The 15,375-nt window shown below is 72.8% G+C and carries 16 protein-coding genes; 6 read left to right on the forward strand and 10 right to left on the reverse strand.

Annotated features, from left to right (window positions below):
• Positions 1–12 precede the first annotated feature (12 nt).
• Entirely contained in the window at positions 13–900 is an 888-nt protein-coding gene (locus tag ACWDAK_RS01715) for a redox-sensing transcriptional repressor Rex (protein WP_344634920.1), read from the reverse strand.
• A 421-nt stretch (positions 901–1,321) separates the two neighbouring features.
• Entirely contained in the window at positions 1,322–1,606 is a 285-nt protein-coding gene (locus ACWDAK_RS01720; RefSeq protein ID WP_344634921.1) for a glutaredoxin family protein, read from the reverse strand.
• 109 nt (positions 1,607–1,715) lie between these two features.
• On the opposite strand from ACWDAK_RS01720, the gene ACWDAK_RS01725 reads away from it, so the two are divergent.
• The 3 genes from ACWDAK_RS01725 (at position 1,716) to ACWDAK_RS01735 (ending at position 5,685) form a co-directional block, all read left to right on the forward strand.
• Positions 1,716–2,669: an HAD family hydrolase gene (locus tag ACWDAK_RS01725; RefSeq protein WP_344634922.1), complete on the forward strand. Its 954-nt coding sequence runs from the start codon at positions 1,716–1,718 to the stop codon at positions 2,667–2,669.
• Between the two features lie 747 nt (positions 2,670–3,416).
• Entirely contained in the window at positions 3,417–4,181 is a 765-nt protein-coding gene (locus tag ACWDAK_RS01730) for an ECF subfamily RNA polymerase sigma factor, BldN family (protein ID WP_344635098.1), read from the forward strand.
• Positions 4,182–4,431: 250 nt separating this feature from the next.
• The gene (locus ACWDAK_RS01735; RefSeq protein WP_344634923.1) at positions 4,432–5,685 is read left to right on the forward strand and encodes a DUF5667 domain-containing protein; all 1,254 of its coding nucleotides are present in this window, start codon (positions 4,432–4,434) and stop codon (positions 5,683–5,685) included.
• A gap of 113 nt (positions 5,686–5,798) precedes the next feature.
• Here the strand turns inward: ACWDAK_RS01735 and ACWDAK_RS01740 are convergent, their stop codons facing one another.
• From ACWDAK_RS01740 to proC, 8 genes are all read right to left on the reverse strand, one after another.
• A complete protein-coding gene (locus tag ACWDAK_RS01740) occupies positions 5,799–6,818 on the reverse strand; it encodes a lysophospholipid acyltransferase family protein (protein ID WP_427394652.1) in 1,020 nt (339 codons plus the stop codon).
• Positions 6,819–6,825: 7 nt separating this feature from the next.
• Entirely contained in the window at positions 6,826–7,875 is a 1,050-nt protein-coding gene (locus ACWDAK_RS01745; protein WP_344634925.1) for an NAD-dependent epimerase/dehydratase family protein, read from the reverse strand.
• Positions 7,876–8,077: 202 nt separating this feature from the next.
• The gene (locus tag ACWDAK_RS01750) at positions 8,078–8,194 is read right to left on the reverse strand and encodes a 30S ribosomal protein bS22 (RefSeq protein ID WP_425311139.1); all 117 of its coding nucleotides are present in this window, start codon (positions 8,192–8,194) and stop codon (positions 8,078–8,080) included.
• Between the two features lie 102 nt (positions 8,195–8,296).
• A complete protein-coding gene (locus ACWDAK_RS01755) occupies positions 8,297–8,506 on the reverse strand; it encodes a helix-turn-helix domain-containing protein (protein ID WP_344634926.1) in 210 nt (69 codons plus the stop codon).
• A 668-nt stretch (positions 8,507–9,174) separates the two neighbouring features.
• Positions 9,175–10,374, reverse strand: a complete 1,200-nt coding sequence (locus tag ACWDAK_RS01760; protein WP_344634927.1) for an acetoin utilization protein AcuC — start codon at positions 10,372–10,374, stop codon at positions 9,175–9,177.
• A 70-nt stretch (positions 10,375–10,444) separates the two neighbouring features.
• On the reverse strand, positions 10,445–11,665 hold the full coding sequence (locus ACWDAK_RS01765; RefSeq protein WP_427394651.1) for an MFS transporter: 1,221 nt from the start codon (positions 11,663–11,665) through the stop codon (positions 10,445–10,447).
• A 155-nt stretch (positions 11,666–11,820) separates the two neighbouring features.
• Entirely contained in the window at positions 11,821–12,477 is a 657-nt protein-coding gene (locus ACWDAK_RS01770; RefSeq protein WP_344634929.1) for an HAD family hydrolase, read from the reverse strand.
• 68 nt (positions 12,478–12,545) lie between these two features.
• On the reverse strand, positions 12,546–13,367 hold the full coding sequence (gene proC, locus ACWDAK_RS01775) for a pyrroline-5-carboxylate reductase (RefSeq protein ID WP_344634930.1): 822 nt from the start codon (positions 13,365–13,367) through the stop codon (positions 12,546–12,548).
• A gap of 433 nt (positions 13,368–13,800) precedes the next feature.
• Here proC and ACWDAK_RS01780 point away from each other — a divergent pair, with 433 nt between their 5' ends.
• From ACWDAK_RS01780 to ACWDAK_RS01790, 3 genes are all read left to right on the forward strand, one after another.
• Positions 13,801–14,187 (forward strand): VOC family protein, encoded by a 387-nt coding sequence (locus ACWDAK_RS01780; protein ID WP_344634931.1) that lies wholly within the window; start codon positions 13,801–13,803, stop codon positions 14,185–14,187.
• A gap of 152 nt (positions 14,188–14,339) precedes the next feature.
• Positions 14,340–14,789 carry a hypothetical protein gene (locus ACWDAK_RS01785; protein ID WP_344634933.1) on the forward strand — a complete coding sequence of 150 codons (450 nt, stop codon included), beginning with the start codon at positions 14,340–14,342 and terminating at the stop codon, positions 14,787–14,789.
• 152 nt (positions 14,790–14,941) lie between these two features.
• Complete coding sequence (locus ACWDAK_RS01790) at positions 14,942–15,364, forward strand: SCO2583/SCO2584 N-terminal domain-containing protein (RefSeq protein ID WP_344634934.1); 423 nt, start codon at positions 14,942–14,944, stop codon at positions 15,362–15,364.
• Positions 15,365–15,375: the final 11 nt, after the last annotated feature.

The raw sequence follows: 15,375 nt of genomic DNA on the forward strand, positions 1-15,375 counted from the left end.
TGTCGATGCCGCTCATGCCGGCATCACCGCGGAGAGATCGCCGTCGGCGCCCTTGGGCGCGGACTTGCCGCCGTTCGCCGCCTCGGACCGGTCCGCGCGCTCGGCCTTGCCGGAACCGCCGGCGGCGCGGCGGAGCTTGGCGGCGGCTGCACGCACCGGACCGGGGGCCCGGTCCAGCATCGAGTCGCCAGGCGAGGGTTCGTCGCCGGCCTTGCGCTGCTCGTGGAAGGCCAGGATCTGCAGCTCTATGGAGAGGTCCACCTTGCGCACGTCCACACCGTCCGGAACGGTCAGCACGGTCGGCGCGAAGTTCAGGATGCTGGTGACGCCCGCCTCGACCAGCCGGTCGCAGACCTGCTGCGCGGCGCCCGGCGGGGTGGTGATCACACCGATGGAGACCTGCTGGCTCTCCACGATGGATTCGAGTTCGTCCATGTGCCGCACCGGCAGTCCGGCGGCGGTGCTTCCCACCACGGCGGGGTCGGCGTCCAGCAGGGCCGCCACCCTGAAGCCACGGGAGGCGAAGCCGCCGTAGTTGGCCAGCGCGTGCCCCAGGTTTCCGATGCCGACGATGACGACCGGCCAGTCCTGGGTGAGGCCCAGCTCCCGGGAGATCTGGTAGACGAGGTACTCCACGTCGTAGCCGACCCCGCGGGTGCCGTAGGAGCCGAGGTAGGAGAAGTCCTTGCGCAGCTTCGCGGAGTTGACCCCGGCCGCGGCGGCGAGCTCCTCGGATGAGACGGTAGGAACCGAACGCTCGGAGAGGGCGGTCAGCGCACGCAGGTACAGCGGGAGTCGGGCGACCGTCGCCTCCGGGATGCCCCGGGCGCGCGAGGGTCGTCGCGCGGCGCCCTGGTCGGGCGTCTGCGAACTGCTCTGGTTGGATCGGCCGATTGCCACGGTGCTCCTGTAGGTGAAGCTGGGCTTTGGCAGCCAGGCTATGCGTTTGTGAACGTGTGCACAAAGATGGTGTCCGATTTGTCCCCGCACAGTGATGCGCATCACGTCGTGCGCGGCGGCCTGCACCACTCGCCGCCCGACCCGGTGCGGACCGGCTCCGGCCACGGCGCGCCCGGCGATCAAGGCCCGGACCGGACTTCCCCGGGCACCGGCGGCGACTGCTCCGAACGGCGGCGCGGCGGCACCCGTTTCCGCCCCGGACGCGACCTCGCGGCCGGCTCCCGCAGCGGGCCCGCGCGAGAACACCCGGACGCGGCGTCGCGGCGGGCCGGTACGGACGGGTTCACCCTCCGGACGCCGCCGGCCCGCGCCCGGGCCGACCGGACGGACCGCAGCCGGGGAAGGCGGCGACGACTCGGACTCAGGCGCCGAGCGCGGTGCGCAGGCGGCGTTCGTCCACGCGCCAGAAGTCGTGCTGGCGGCCGTCGATCAGGGTGACCGGGATCTGCTCGGCGTACTTGCGGTGGAGCTCGGCGTCCTGGGTGATGTCCTGCTCCTCGAAGGACGCCCCCAACTCGCCGGCCACCCGCAGGATCGTCTCGCGGGCGTCGTCACACAGATGGCAGCCCGGCTTGCCGATCAGGGTGACGGTACGGTCGGCCGGATTCTTGGGGGCACGTCGCAGCAGTGGGCTCACCCGGCCCATTGTGCTCCCCCGTCGCACCGGCCGGGCAATGGGGCGGACGAGCGGCGTTAACCCGCCCTGCACACCACCGTCACGGGAAGAGACGGCCCGGCTGACTATGCTCGGTGCCATGGCCGCGCTACGAAGGCTCCACCAGGCAGGGCGTACCCCCACCGAGCGGACCGCCCTGGCGGGCGAGGCCGCCGCCGACGCTGCCGCCGCCGACCTCGAGCGGGCCACCAAACCCGCCGAACCGAAGCGCGCCAAGCCCCCGAAGGCCCCCGTCGAGGACCACACCCCGACCCCGGGCGACCTGCAGGCCGCCGCCTTCTTCGACTGTGACAACACCATCCTGCGCGGCGCGGCGATCTTCTACCTGGGCCTGGGCCTGTACCGGCGCAGGTTCTTCACCCACCGCGACGTGGCCCGCTTCGCCTGGCAGCAGGCGTGGTTCCGGCTGTACGGCGCCGAGGACCCCGGTCACATCTCGGACGCCCAGGACACCGCCCTCGCCCTGGTCTCCGGGATGCGCACCGCCGACCTGGAGCAGATCTGCGAGGAGATCTTCGAACCGGTCATCGCGGAGAAGATCTGGCCGGGCACCCGGGCGCTGGTGCGACTGCACCAGGATGCCGGCCAGCAGGTCTGGCTGGTCACCGCCGCTCCGCAGGAGGTGGCCCGGATCATCGCCCGTCGGCTCGGGATGACCGGCGCACTGGGCACCGTCGCCGAGACGGTGGACGGCGTCTACACCGGCCGCCTGGTGGGCGGACTGCTGCACGGCCCGGCCAAGGCCGCGGCGGTCGGCGCGCTGGCCCGTCGCGAGGGGCTCGACCTGTCCCGCTGCGCGGCGTTCAGCGACTCGGCCAACGACATCCCGATGCTGACCCTGGTCGGCCATCCGTACGTGGTGAACCCGGACGCCGCGCTGCTGCGGCACGCCCGCGCGAACGGCTGGCGGGTCCGGGACTTCAGGACGGGGCGCAAGGCCGCGAGGGTCGGCCTGCCGGCCGCGGTCGTACTGGGCGTACTGGCGGGAGCGGCGGCGGGCGCCGTCGCGGCCCGCCGCAGGCAGCACGCCTGACCCCGCCGCCCCGCACCTCCCGGCCCCGCGGCCGACACACCCCGCAGCCCTGCCGCGCACCGCCTCCCGCGCCCGCGGCCGGTGCTGCCCGCCGCCCCGCCGCGAGCCCGCGCCGGACGCCATCTCCCGCACGCACGGCTGACGCTGCGTCATCTCGCCGGTGCGCACACCACCGCCGGGGTGTCACCCGCAGGCGTCATCCTGCGAGTTGGCGCGGCGAGCCGATCACGCTCCCGGGTTAACCGCGGTCACTGTGCGCAGCCTCCGAACCGGTTCGACCGTGACCGGATCCGATCGTTCGGCATCTCGGGAAAGTCTGGGGTTGCCGCGGCCTGGAGCCGGGAAACCCCGCCCCCCGTCCATGAATTGGTCACTTCGTGTGCACGGCTGGTCACATTGAGCCGGGCGACCGGCGGGACGTTCGGTCAGTTCCAGCTGAATATGCGCGAGAAGCGGATCCCAAACGACCACTTCGGCCACAGGGTGTAGCTGTCATTGCACAAAGCGTTATTCTCTCCTGGATGCACACCACCCATGCGTCCCGTGTGACGGCTGCCCAGGGAGATGTGCGCTCCGCGCAGGCGGAGGTGATCCGTCCACAGTTCTGCCTCTGGGAGTCCCGTGTACCCACCCGTCCGGAACGACGCGCCTGCCACCTCCCGCCCGTCGTCCGCCAACCTGCGCCCCGGTTCCGGCTCCAGTACGCACGGCTGGCCCAGCAGGCAGCTCGACCGACTCTGGGGCGCGATCCGCGAGTTCGAGCTCCACCTGCCTGGGCCGGCGCTCGCCGGCGCCGCGTTGGCGCCCCACCCCGCCCCGGTCGTCGCCGGGGCCGCCGCCCGTCGACCCGGCACACTGCTCCGCTCCGCCGCCACCAGCGGGCCCGGTACCCGCAGCCGCACTGCCCTCGGCGGCACCGGCCGCAGCCGCGCAAGGACCGCGCCCAGCACCGGCGTCGAGACCGAGCACAACCCGATCATGGACCTGGTCGAACGGGCCCAGAACGGCGAGAGCGAGGCGTTCGGCCGGCTGTACGACCACTACGCGGACACCGTCTACCGGTACATCTACTACCGGGTCGGCAGCCGGGCCACCGCCGAGGACCTCACCAGCGAGACCTTCCTGCGAGCGCTGCGCCGGATCGGCACCTTCACCTGGCAGGGCCGGGACTTCGGCGCCTGGCTGGTGACCATCGCCCGCAACCTGGTGGCCGACCACTTCAAGTCCAGCCGGTTTCGGCTGGAGGTCACCACGGGCGAGATGCTCGACTCCAACGAGTGCGAGCGCAGCCCCGAGGACTCGGTGCTGGAGTCGCTCTCCAACGCCGCGCTGCTGGACGCCGTCCGGCGGCTCAACCCGCAGCAGCAGGAGTGCGTCACGCTCCGCTTCCTGCAGGGGCTCTCGGTCGCGGAGACGGCCCGCATCATGGGCAAGAACGAGGGCGCGATCAAGACCCTCCAGTACCGCGCGGTACGCACCCTCGCCAGGCTGCTTCCCCCCGACGCACGGTGAGCCCGTCCGCCGCCCCGGGCGGACCGTCAGCAATCGCGTGGCACCCCGGACACGTCCGGGTGAATGGGTCGTCACATGATCAGCCGCGCGTAACCGACCCCCGGCACTGCTCGTTGGCCAGCGTGCAAACCCCCACCGGGCCCACGGTCAAGCAAGTTCAGGCCTCGTCACCCGATGGAGTGTTATTGGCTCGCCGTGGCAACCGTCCGGCAGGCCGGGGTGTCGACAACGACGAAGGGAGGTGTGGCCCGTGACGGCAAACGTGCTGGAGCACCGACGGGCGAGGGCCTTCGCCGAGGCGCTGGAGGCCCACCGAGCGGAGGCCAGACCCAGCAGCGGCGCAGCCGGTGGCCCGCTGAGCAGCGGTGCGCCGGACAGCAGCCCCGAACGCGGTTCCACCGCGATGGCAGAGCTGCTCGACCTGGCGGGGGCGCTCGGCTCGCTGCCCGCGCCCGAGCTGAGCGGTGAGGCCAGATCGCTCCAACGCGCCCAGCTGATGGCCGCGTTCGAGCGGGAGTGGGCCGGCGGCGCGGCGCAGGACGGACTCGCGGCCCGGGTGCCGCAGCAGCGGCGACACCGGGCGGTCAGGGCGCTGCGGGGCAGCCGCTGGGGACGGCGGCTGGTGATCGGCGGACTGGTCGCGGGAGTTGCGGTCGGCAGCCTCGCCGGCGCCGCCGCCGCGAGTTCCAACGCCCTTCCGGGAGACGCGCTGTACGGGATGAAGCGCGGCCTGGAGGGCATCCGGCTGGACTGGGCCGACTCGGACACCGAGCGCGGCTCGCTGCTGCTGGACCAGGCGTCGACCCGCTTGGCGGAGGCGCAGGGTCTGCTCGGTCGGGCGGGTCCGACGTCCGGGCTGAGCACCGGCACGGTCGAACAGCTCCGCCGGGCGCTGGACGACATGCACGCCGAGGCCATCCGCGGAAGGGAGTTGCTGCGCGCGGTGTACCGCAGCAACGGTTCGCTGACCCCGATGCGCACGCTGGCCTCCTTCGCGGACGACGAGGACGAGCGTTGGGCCGCCCTGCAGAGCCGGCTCCCGCAGCAGCTCACCACCCAGGCGAGCAAGGTGGATTCGCTCTTCGACGAGATGAGCGAGGACGTCGCCCCGCTCCACCTGGAGCAGCCGGCCGTCAGCCACTCCACCGGCACCGGCGCCACCACCAGTGGCACGGGGCTGCACTCCCCCGGCGGTTCGCCCGCCGACCCGGCTCAGGGCGGCGTCGGACAGGGTCCGGCCGGCCGGCCGAGCGGTTCGGGCACGGGGGCGGCCGCGTCGAAGCCGAGCCCGGCTCCCGGCACGGTCGGCGGTCTGGTCGACAACCTGACCAGCGGCCTCACCGGACACGGGTCCTCGCCCACCGCCCCGGCCGCCGGTCAGCCCACCAGGCCGGCCGGTACGCCCACGCCGTCGCAGTCGACGACGGACGGCGGTTCCGACGGTCAGGGCCTCGACATCCCTCCGCTCCTGCCCAACCTCCTGCCGGGCCTGAAGCTGGGCTGAGGCCGGAACCCTCGGCGGGTGGCCGTGAGTTGGCGCACTCACGGCCACCCGCCGCCGTTTCAGAACCGCCGGGCCGCCCGAGCCCTCGGCGTCGGCCCTTCCCCGGCCAGGGGTCAGAAGAAGACCGAACGCCGCTGGACCAGGAGCTTGTACAGGGTGTGCTGGATGGTCTCGCGGACCTGGTCGGTCAGGTTGAAGACCAGCATCGGGTCGTCCGCCGCCTCCGGCGGGTGGCTGTCGGTCGGGATCGGTTCGCCGAACTGGATGGTCCACTTGGTGGGCAGCGGCACCGCCCCCAGCGGCCCGAGCCAGGGGAAGGTCGGCGTGATCGGCAGATACGGCAGCCCGAGCAGCCGGGCGAGCGTCTTGGCGTTGCCGATCATCGGGTAGGTCTCCTCGGCCCCGACGATCGAGCACGGCACGATCGGCACCTGCGCCCGCAGCGCCGAGGCTACGAACCCGCCGCGCCCGAACCGCTGCAGCTTGTACCGGTCCGCGAACGGCTTGCCGATCCCCTTGAAGCCCTCGGGCCAGACGCCGACCACCTCGCCGCGCTCCAGCAGCGCCTGGGCGTCCTCGTTGCAGGCGAGGGTGTGCCCGGCCTTCCGGGCGAGTTCGTTCACCACCGGAAGCACGAAGACCAGGTCGGCGGCGAGCATCCGCAGGTGCCGCTGCCTGGGGTGGTGGTCGTGGATGGCGACCTGGGTCATCAGGGCGTCCAGCGGGACGGTGCCCGAGTGGTTGGCGACGATCAGTGCGCCGCCCTCGCTCGGGATGTTCTCGATGCCCCGCACCTCGACCCGGAAGTACTTCTCGGCGAGCGGGCGCAGCGCCGAGAGGAAGACCTCCTCGGTGAGTTCGCGGTCGAAGCCGAACTCGTCCACCTCGTAGTCGCCGGTGACCCGCCGGCGCAGGAAGGCGAGGCCGCCCGCGGCGCGCTGCTCCCAGCCCTTGCCGAGGACCCGGGTGGCGGCGGTGCCGAGCTTTCCGGCGAGGGCGCCGCCGACGGCCTCGGCGACGCGGTCCGCGAACCGCTCCGTCGCCGCGCTGCTGCGGTCGCCGTGCCAGCTGGGCGCGGACTCGATCGGGATGACCTTGGCCTCGGTGCCGGCGTACTCTCTCGCGGCGGTCATGGTGGCCTCAGCTCCTCGGGGCGTCGGGGTGGTCGGTGCCGAGCAGCCCGGCCAGCCGGTCGGTGACGGCGGCGAGCCGTTCGGGCGGCAGGAGTCCGGGCGACTGCGCGGCGGCGAAGTCGGCGAAGGCCTCCGGAGTGGTGAACTTCGGTACGTACCCGAAGGTTTCGCGCAGCTGCGTGGTGTCCACCACCCGGCCGTGGGTGAGTAGCCGGATCTGTTCGGGCGAGATGTCGGCGAGCCGGGTCTGCCGGACGATGCCCGCGACCAGGCCGAGGGCGGGCAGCAGCAGCGGCACGGTCGGCCGGCCGAGGCGGCGGGCGCACTGGGAGAGCAGCAGCACGCCCTCGCCGGCCACGTTGAAGGTGCCGGTGTTGGTGGTCCCGGGCCGGGCCGGGCCCGCGGCCAGCCGCAGTACCTCGACCGCGTCGTCCTCGTGGATGAACTGCAGCCGGGGGTCGTGCCCGAGCGCGGTCGGCAGGACGGGCAGTGCGAAGTACTCGGTGAGCGGGGTGTCCCCGGCCGGGCCGACGATGTTGGCGAAGCGCAGCACGGTGACCGCGACGTCGGGGCGGCGGCGGGCGAACCCGCGTACGTATCCCTCGACTTCGGCGGCGTCCTTGGCGAAGCCGCCGCGCGGCAGGTCCTTGGGCTGCATCCGCTCGCCGAAGACGGCGGGGTCGCGGGGTGCGGAGCCGTACACGCCGGTGGTGGACTTCACCACCAGGCGCTGCAGGCCCGGGGCCTTCTGGCAGGCGCCGAGCAGCTGCATCGTGCCGATGACGTTGGTCTCCTTGACCACGGCGCGGCCGCCCGGGCCGGTGGCGCTGACGGTGAGGTGGACCACCGTGTCGACGTCGTGTTCCGCCATCACCCGCGCGACGGACGGGCGGCGCAGGTCGACCTGGACGAACCGGCAGTCGTCCGGCAGCTCGCGCTGCGGCGGGCGGACGTCCACGCCCACCACCAGGTCCACGTCGGGATCGCGGCTGACCTCCGCCGCGAAGCGGGCACCGAGATGGCGTGCCACGCCGGTGACGAGCACGACCCTGCCCACAGCCTCGTGTCCTCCTCGCCGTCGCACGCGGGGCTCCAACCCCTGACTGCACCGTACCGTGCGGCTGTTTCCGCGCCGAAAACGCCACCACCCGCCCGGACGGAAATTCGTCTGGGCGGGCGGTGGGCACACCTGGTGCGCGGGGCGTCCCGGAGGTCGGCTGACCCTCGCCGAGGCGAGGAAAGCGCGCAGCCGTGTGGTGTTACTTCTTGTTGCGACGCTGAACGCGAGTCCTCTTCAGAAGCTTGCGGTGCTTCTTCTTGGCCATACGCTTGCGACGCTTCTTGATGACAGAGCCCACGGAACAACCCTCGCTCACTCAGACTCTCGCCCGTGAGAGACGGAGTCCATACGACTGACGGACGGCCTAGCCTACCGTCCGCACGCCCAGCACCGTAATCGGCGTCCGTCGGTGTCGTGCCTACGCGCTCTCAAGGCGCACGTAGGACTCCTTCAAGTACTCGTGGACCGCCTGTTCGGGCACCCGGAAGGAGCGGCCGACCCGGATGGCCGGAAGCTCTCCGCTGTGCACGAGGCGGTAGACCGTCATCTTCGACACCCGCATCACCGCGGCGACTTCCGCCACGGTCAGGAAGACGACCTCCTGCAGGGGGCGTTCGCCAGCACTCATGACCTCACCCGACCCTTACCCGTGTGCTAGGCACCGGCTTCCCCTCCGGTGACTCCACCGGCACACGTGTATCCCCAGAGTAGTTATGGGTGGTACCAGTGGGAAGAGGGGGAAGCCCAGTCTCCGTACGGTGCGAGATCACATCGTTGCAGTACGTAGTCGCTCCGCGCTCTGTAGCAGTCCGGGTGCGCACCGCCGTCCACCGGTGCGCCGCCGCAACCACTGCCCCGGCCTTCCCGGCGAACGGCGCCGGGTCGTCAAGGTCCGCGAAGCCCGTCGGCTGCGATGCCCGGCCGGCCGGGACCGCGGGGCCGGCCGTGGCCGCCGCCCCAGGTCAGGCGGCGCTTGACCGGCTGCGGCAAGGGCGCTCGGCGCCGGCCGTACCGGCTGCGCGGAGTGGTGCACGGCAGCCTGCCGCCGGTACTGGCAGTGATTCTTCCGCTTCGGTCGGGCGCACCGTCAAGAGATCTGACCACGGCCACTGGTCCGGGGTGGTCGAGTTCGTAGGTGCGGCTCCGGCCGGGAGCGGGCTCACGGAAGCGCGCACCCCGCGCTGGGGTGAACACGGGCGCACCCGAATGCCTCCAGTACCCCGGCGAGCGCCCCGTGGCGGCCCGGCGGCCTGCGGTGGCATGGCAGGTGGGCCTCGGACCCCACCCCGGCGTCGGTCACGGCAGCAGGCCGTGGTGCGGGTAGACCGCCCGCCTGGCCGCCAGGATCGCCTGGTCGAGGCGGTCGGCGGGGTCGTAGCCGCTTTCCTGGAAGTCCCGCCAGTGGGGCCCCGCGCCGTCGGTCATCCGCAGCGGGGCCTGCTGCCTGGTACGGCGGTACACCTCCGCGCGCCAGCTCTCCGGGGTTTCGGCGGCGGGGTCGATCGGGTGACCCGCCGCGGTGGCGACCAGATGAGTCCAGGCGCGCGGGACCACGTCCACCACCGCGTAGCCGCCCCCGCCGGTGGCGATCCAGCGGCCTTCCGCGTACCGGTGGGCGAGTTCGTGCATCGACTCGGCGATCATGCGCTGGGCGTCCACCGTCACGGCCAGGTGCGCGAGCGGGTCCTCGACGTGGGTGTCGGCGCCGTGCTGGCTGACCAGCACCTGGGGGCGGAAGGCGGCGAGCAGTTCGGGGACCAGGGCGTGGAAGGCACGCAGCCAGCCGCTGTCGCCGGTGCCCGCGTGCAGCGGGAGGTTGGCCGCCGATCCCGGCGCGTCGGGGCCGCCGGTCTCGGTGGACCAGCCGGTCTCCGGGAAGAGCGTGGACGGGTGCTCGTGGATCGAGACGGTCAGCACCCTGGGGTCGTCCCAGAACGCCTGCTGCACACCGTCCCCGTGGTGCACGTCCACGTCCACGTACGCGACGCGTTCGGCGCCCAGCTCCAGCAGGCGGGCGATGGCCAGCGCCGGGTCGTTGTAGACGCAGAAGCCCGAGGCACCGGCCGGCATCGCGTGGTGCAGCCCGCCGGCGAAGTTGACGGCGTGCGGGGTCTCGCCGTTCCACACCGCCTCGGCGGCGGCCACCGACTGACCGGCGATCAGCGCCGAGGCGGTGTGCTGGGCGGCGAACGCCCAGTTGTCCGCGGTGCCCAGGCCGTGCCGCAGATCGGTGGTGGTCGGGTCCGCGGCGACGCGTCTGACCGCCTCGATGTACTCGGCGCTGTGCACCAGGCCCAGGGTGGAGTCGCCGGCGGGCGGGGCGGACCGCACGGTCACGCCGGGCGCGGTGGTCAGGCCGAAGGCCTCGACCAGTCGCATGGTCAGCGCCAGCCGGGTCGGGTCCATCGGGTGGCCGGGACCGAAGTCGTAGGCGGTGACGGCCTCGTCCCAGTAGAGGTGCAGGCCACAGGAGGTGTCACGCTCGGCTTCGGGCATGATCCCAAGGTAGTGCACCGGCTCGGCCCGACCCGAGCCGAAGGGCGCGGCGGGGCCGGTGGCCGGCGGCTCAGTGCCCCGGTGCGGTGGGCTGTACGCGCCGCTCCCCGTGCTCCCGGTCGCCGGGGCGGCCGGGGGCGAAGTGGCCGGCCAGCGGGGCGATCAGGAGGATCAGGACGAGCGGGGCGAGCAGGGCGATGCGGTAGGAGGCGGCGTCCGCGAGGGCGCCGACCAGGGGCGAACCCAGAAGGAAACCCACGTAGTTGAAGAGGTTGAGCCGGGCGACCGCGGCATCGGAGTCCTCCGGGAAGAGCCGTCCGCCCGCCGCGAAGACCTGCGGGATGATCGCGCAGATGCCGAAGCCGAGCAGGGTGAACCCGGCGATGCCGACCGCCGGGCCGGGCGCCGCCGCCGCGAGGGCGAACCCGAGTGCGGCCAGCGCGGCCCCCGTCCGGACCACGGCCACCGCGCCCCACCGCTGCACCGCCCGGTCACCGAGGGCGCGGCCCAGCAGCATGGCGACCATGTAGCCGAGGTAGGAGAACTTGGCCACGTCACCGGCGCTGTGCAGCCCGTCGGTGAGGTACTTGACGCTGTAGTTGGAGACCGAGGCGTCCGCGATGTAGGCGGCGGCCATCGCCGTGCAGAGCGGCAGCAGCGGCCGCCAGGGGATGGACCTGGCCGCCGCCTCGGCCGCTTCCCGTACCGCGTCGCCGAGTTCGGCCCGCCCGGGGAAGCGGGTTCCGGCCAGCAGCGCCAGCGGTGTGAGCACCGCCGCGGTGGCCCCGAACAGGGTGGGCAGTCCCGAGTCGTCGTGCGCACCGAGCCAGGCGATCGAGCCGCCGAGAATGCCGCCCAGGCTGAACGCGGCGTGGAAGCCGAGCATGATGCTGCGCCCGTAGCGGCGCTGGAGGCCCACCCCGAGCATGTTCATACTCGCGTCCAGCGCACCGACCAGCAGGCCGAACAGACCCAGCGCGACGGCCAGTTGCCAGAGCCTCTCGCCCAGCCCGACCGCGGCGAGGGTGAGGCAGACGGCGGGCTGGACGGCCCGCAGCACACCGCGTGCGCTGCTGCGCTTCACCAGTTGCTCGGAGCCGATCGACCCGACGCCGGCCAGGACCGGCACCGCCGCCAGGAACACCGGCAGCATCGCGTCGCTCAGCCCGTACCGGCGCTGGATCTCGGGTATGCAGGTCACCAGCAGCGCGAAGGCGGTGCCCTGCAGCAGGAAGCCGACCGCCAGCGCCGCCCGCGACCGGCGCAGTCCCGCGTCCACGGCTTGCCGCATGGCCGCCCCCGATCCCCCCGGCACTACTGGCCGGTACGAAAGATGTTGGCCGCGAGCGTAGGTGCTGCGGGGCGGTTGCGGGAGGGGTTGGACCGGACTCTCTTCCGCGAAGCCGCTCCGGGCGCCGGGTACGGGTCAGGGCCGCTCGGCAGCCGTCAGGCAGCGGCCACCAGGTCGAGCAGCTGCGGGAGTTCGGTGATCAGGCCGGTCGCCCCGGCACCGGTGAGCTTGGCCGGGTCGGTGAGGGCCGCGTAGCCGTACACGTCCATTCCGGCGGCGCGGGCGGCCAGCACGCCGTTGCGGCTGTCCTCGACCACCAGGCAGCGCGCGGGGTCCACGCCGAGGGTGCGGGCCGCGTGCAGGAAGAGGTCGGGCGCGGGCTTGCCGATGCCGACGTCCTGGGCGCTGAAGATCCGTTCCTCCGCGTGGTAGCCGCGAAGGCCGGCGAGGTCGAGTGCGGTGCGGATCCACTCGTGGTGCGCGGAGGACGCCAGGCAGTACGGGACCCGGGACCGCCTGAGGGTCTCCAGCACCTGCCCGGCGCCGCGCACGGCGGTGAGCTCGGCCCGGAAGGCGGCGAACACCCGGTCGTGGAAGAGCCGGTCGAAGCCCTCGGGCAGCCGCGCCCCGTACCGCTCGCCGATGACGTCGTGCACGGTGTGCGCGGCGCAGCCCATGAAGTCCCGGTAGGAGTCCTCGACGGCGGTGGGGTAGCCGAGTTCGGTCAGGTACTCGGCCAGCACCCGGTTGGATATCGGCTCGCTGTCCACGAGCACACCGTCATTGTCGAAGATCACCAGGTCGTAACTCACCGGCCCCAGGCTACTGGCCGCCCGTCGGGCGGCGGCCGCTCACCTGCCCCGGCCCGCCCACCGGACGCTCACTTGCCGCCACCCGCCAGCTCGCGGGACCGGTCACGGGCCGCCTCCAGCGCGCCCAGCAGCGCGGCCCGGACCCCGTGGTTCTCCAGCTCGCGGATGGCCGCGATGGTGGTCCCGGCCGGCGAGGTGACCGCCTCGCGCAGCTTGACCGGGTGCTCTCCGGAGTCGCGCAGCATCACCGAGGCGCCGACCGCCGACTGCACGATCAGGTCGTGCGCCACCTGCCGGGGCAGGCCGAGGAGGATGCCCGCGTCGGTCATCGCCTCCACCAGGAAGTAGAAGTAGGCCGGGCCCGAACCGGACAGCGCGGTGGCCGCGTCCTGCTGGGACTCCGGCAGTCGCAGCACCTTGCCGACCGAACGGAAGATCTCCTCCGCCCACTCCAAGTGCTCCTCCTGGGCGTGCGAGCCGCCGGAGATCACGCTCATGCCCTCGTCCACCAGCACGGGCGTGTTGGGCATCACCCGGACCACCGGCGTGCCCGCCGCCAGCCGCGCCTCGAACCAGGCGGTCGGAATGCCGGCGGCGGCCGAGACCACCAGCCTGTCGGCGGCGATGTGCGGGGCGAGTTCGTCCAGCAGGGTGCCCATGTCCTGCGGCTTCACCGCCAGGATCAGGGTGTCGGCGACCTTGGCCGCCTCGGTGTTGGAGACCGCGGTGACCCCGTAGCGGGCGGCGAGTTCGGCCGCGCGCTCCGGGCGGCGGGCGGTGATCAGGACGTCCGCCGGGTCCTTGCCCGCCCGCAGCAGGCCGGAGAGCAGGGCCTCCCCGATCTTGCCGGTGCCGAGGAAGGCGATCTTCTGTCCGTGTGCGCTGCTCATGGCCGCTCCTTACGTACCGTGTCCGGCCATCCTCGCACTTCGGGCGGCCCCTGCGGGGCCCTGTCCGGCTTTCGGGACCGGCTCCGCCGCGCGGGCCGACCGGAGCGCCTACCGTCAACAGCCATGCGGCTTGTGATGGTCCGTCACGGCGAGTCCGTCCACTCCGGGCTCGGCCTGGTCGCGGGTGAGCACGGCTGTCCCGGGCCGACCCGGACTTCACCTCCGCCACCGACTGGGACTTCGACGAGAGCAAGGGCGTCTGGCGGCTGCTCTCCTTCAACGACCGCGCCCACCTGACGGATGGCTTGGCGGACATGAGCCCTCGACGGTGAGCGGCGGGGCTGCTTAGGATCGCCAGTGCGGCATCGCGTGTCGGTCACCGGCCGGGTGAGGCATGGAGGTAGCCGCAGATGCCTTCTGGAGGCATTCGATCATGTCAGTCGAACTGAACCACACCATCATCCACTCCCGGGACAACCGGAGTTCCGCCGAATTCCTGGCGGGCGTCCTGGGCCTCGAGGTCGGAGCGGAGTGGGGCCCGTTCATACCGGTCGCCACCGACAACGGGGTCACCCTGGACTTCGCCACCATCCCCGCCGAGTCGATCACCCCGCAGCACTACGCCTTCCTGATCTCCGAGCAGGAGTTCGACGCCGCCTTCGAGCGGATCAAGCAGGCGGGGATCACCTACTACGCCGATCCGCACCAGAAGCAGCCGGGCGAGATCAACCGCAACGACGGCGGGCGCGGCCTGTACTTCATGGATCCGGCCGGCCACGGCATGGAGATCCTCACGGTTCCGTACGGCGGCTTCCGGTAACCCCAAGTCACCCGTGATCCTGGGCAGTTGATCCGTGCCGCCCGGCTTCCCCCGACGCCGGGGCGACCAACCCCGAGGAGCCGCCTCCCTTACGGGAAAACTCAGGGTCGGCCGCTCTGGCGTCCCGGGCCGGCGCGGCGCACCGTTGAGTCATGGGACACGCAGATTTGTCGCGAAGTGAGACCAGACAGCTCGCCGTCGCGTCGGCGACGCTCGGGCCCTGGCGGACGGCCGCGGCCGTCGGTGCGCTGGCCGGCGGGGCAGCGCTGGGGATCGACGTCGTCACCGGTCACTGGTCCATGGACATCCTGGCCGGACCGGTCGGCCTGGCCCTGTTCTTCTTCTTCCTGGTCGGCACGGTGGGCGGCAAGCTCCGCCGGGACACCGCCGACCGGCGGCTGGCCCGCTGGGCCGACGAGCACCCGTGGCGGTCGGCGCTGCCCGCGGCGGGCGCACTGCTGGTGCTGAACACGCTGGCGCTCACCCTGCTGGGTAGCTGGGGGCTGTTCGGCGCGCTCTTCACCTCGCTGCTGCCGGCAGGCATTCTGCTGGTGGTCGCCGGGGTGGTCGGCTCGGTGAAGCGCGCCAGGCGCGGCGCCTAGCGGCCCGGCGTTCGGTGCCGTCCTTCCGCGCCAGCCGCGCGCGGGCACGGCGGACGCAACAGACGCACTGACCCCACCGGGGCGGTCACGATTCCTGCACAACCGGCCGCCCCGGCCGCATGTTCACCCTCCCGGGTCGACATACTGACCGTGTGCCGACAGCCGAAGACCCCCAGCCGCGCCCCGGGGACCAGCCGCAGCGCGATCCCTTCGAAAACCTGGTCCTGGACGAGGAGTTCATCCGGGCCGCGACCGTGCAGGAGCAGTCCGGACGGGCCCGGATGCTCGCCGCCAAGTGGAAGCGCGAGCCGCCGGAGCCCGACCCGCCCGGCGCCCGGGTAGGACGGCTGCCGGGCCGCCGCAGCCGGCTGCGGGCCCGGATCGGCAGGCGGTGGCAGTCCTGGCTGATCATCGCGGTGGTGATCGGCCTGGCAGCGCTCAGTTTCCGGCTCGCGACGGGCGACCGCCCCACGCCACCCCCTCCGGTCATCGAGCAGACCCGGACCAAGGCCCCGCCGAGCGCGAGCCCGGCCCCGAGCAGCCCGGTGGCCCACCCGATCCGCTGGACGGGGTGACCCGGCGGCGC

The sequence above is a fragment of the Kitasatospora sp. NPDC001175 genome, from assembly GCF_053598215.1.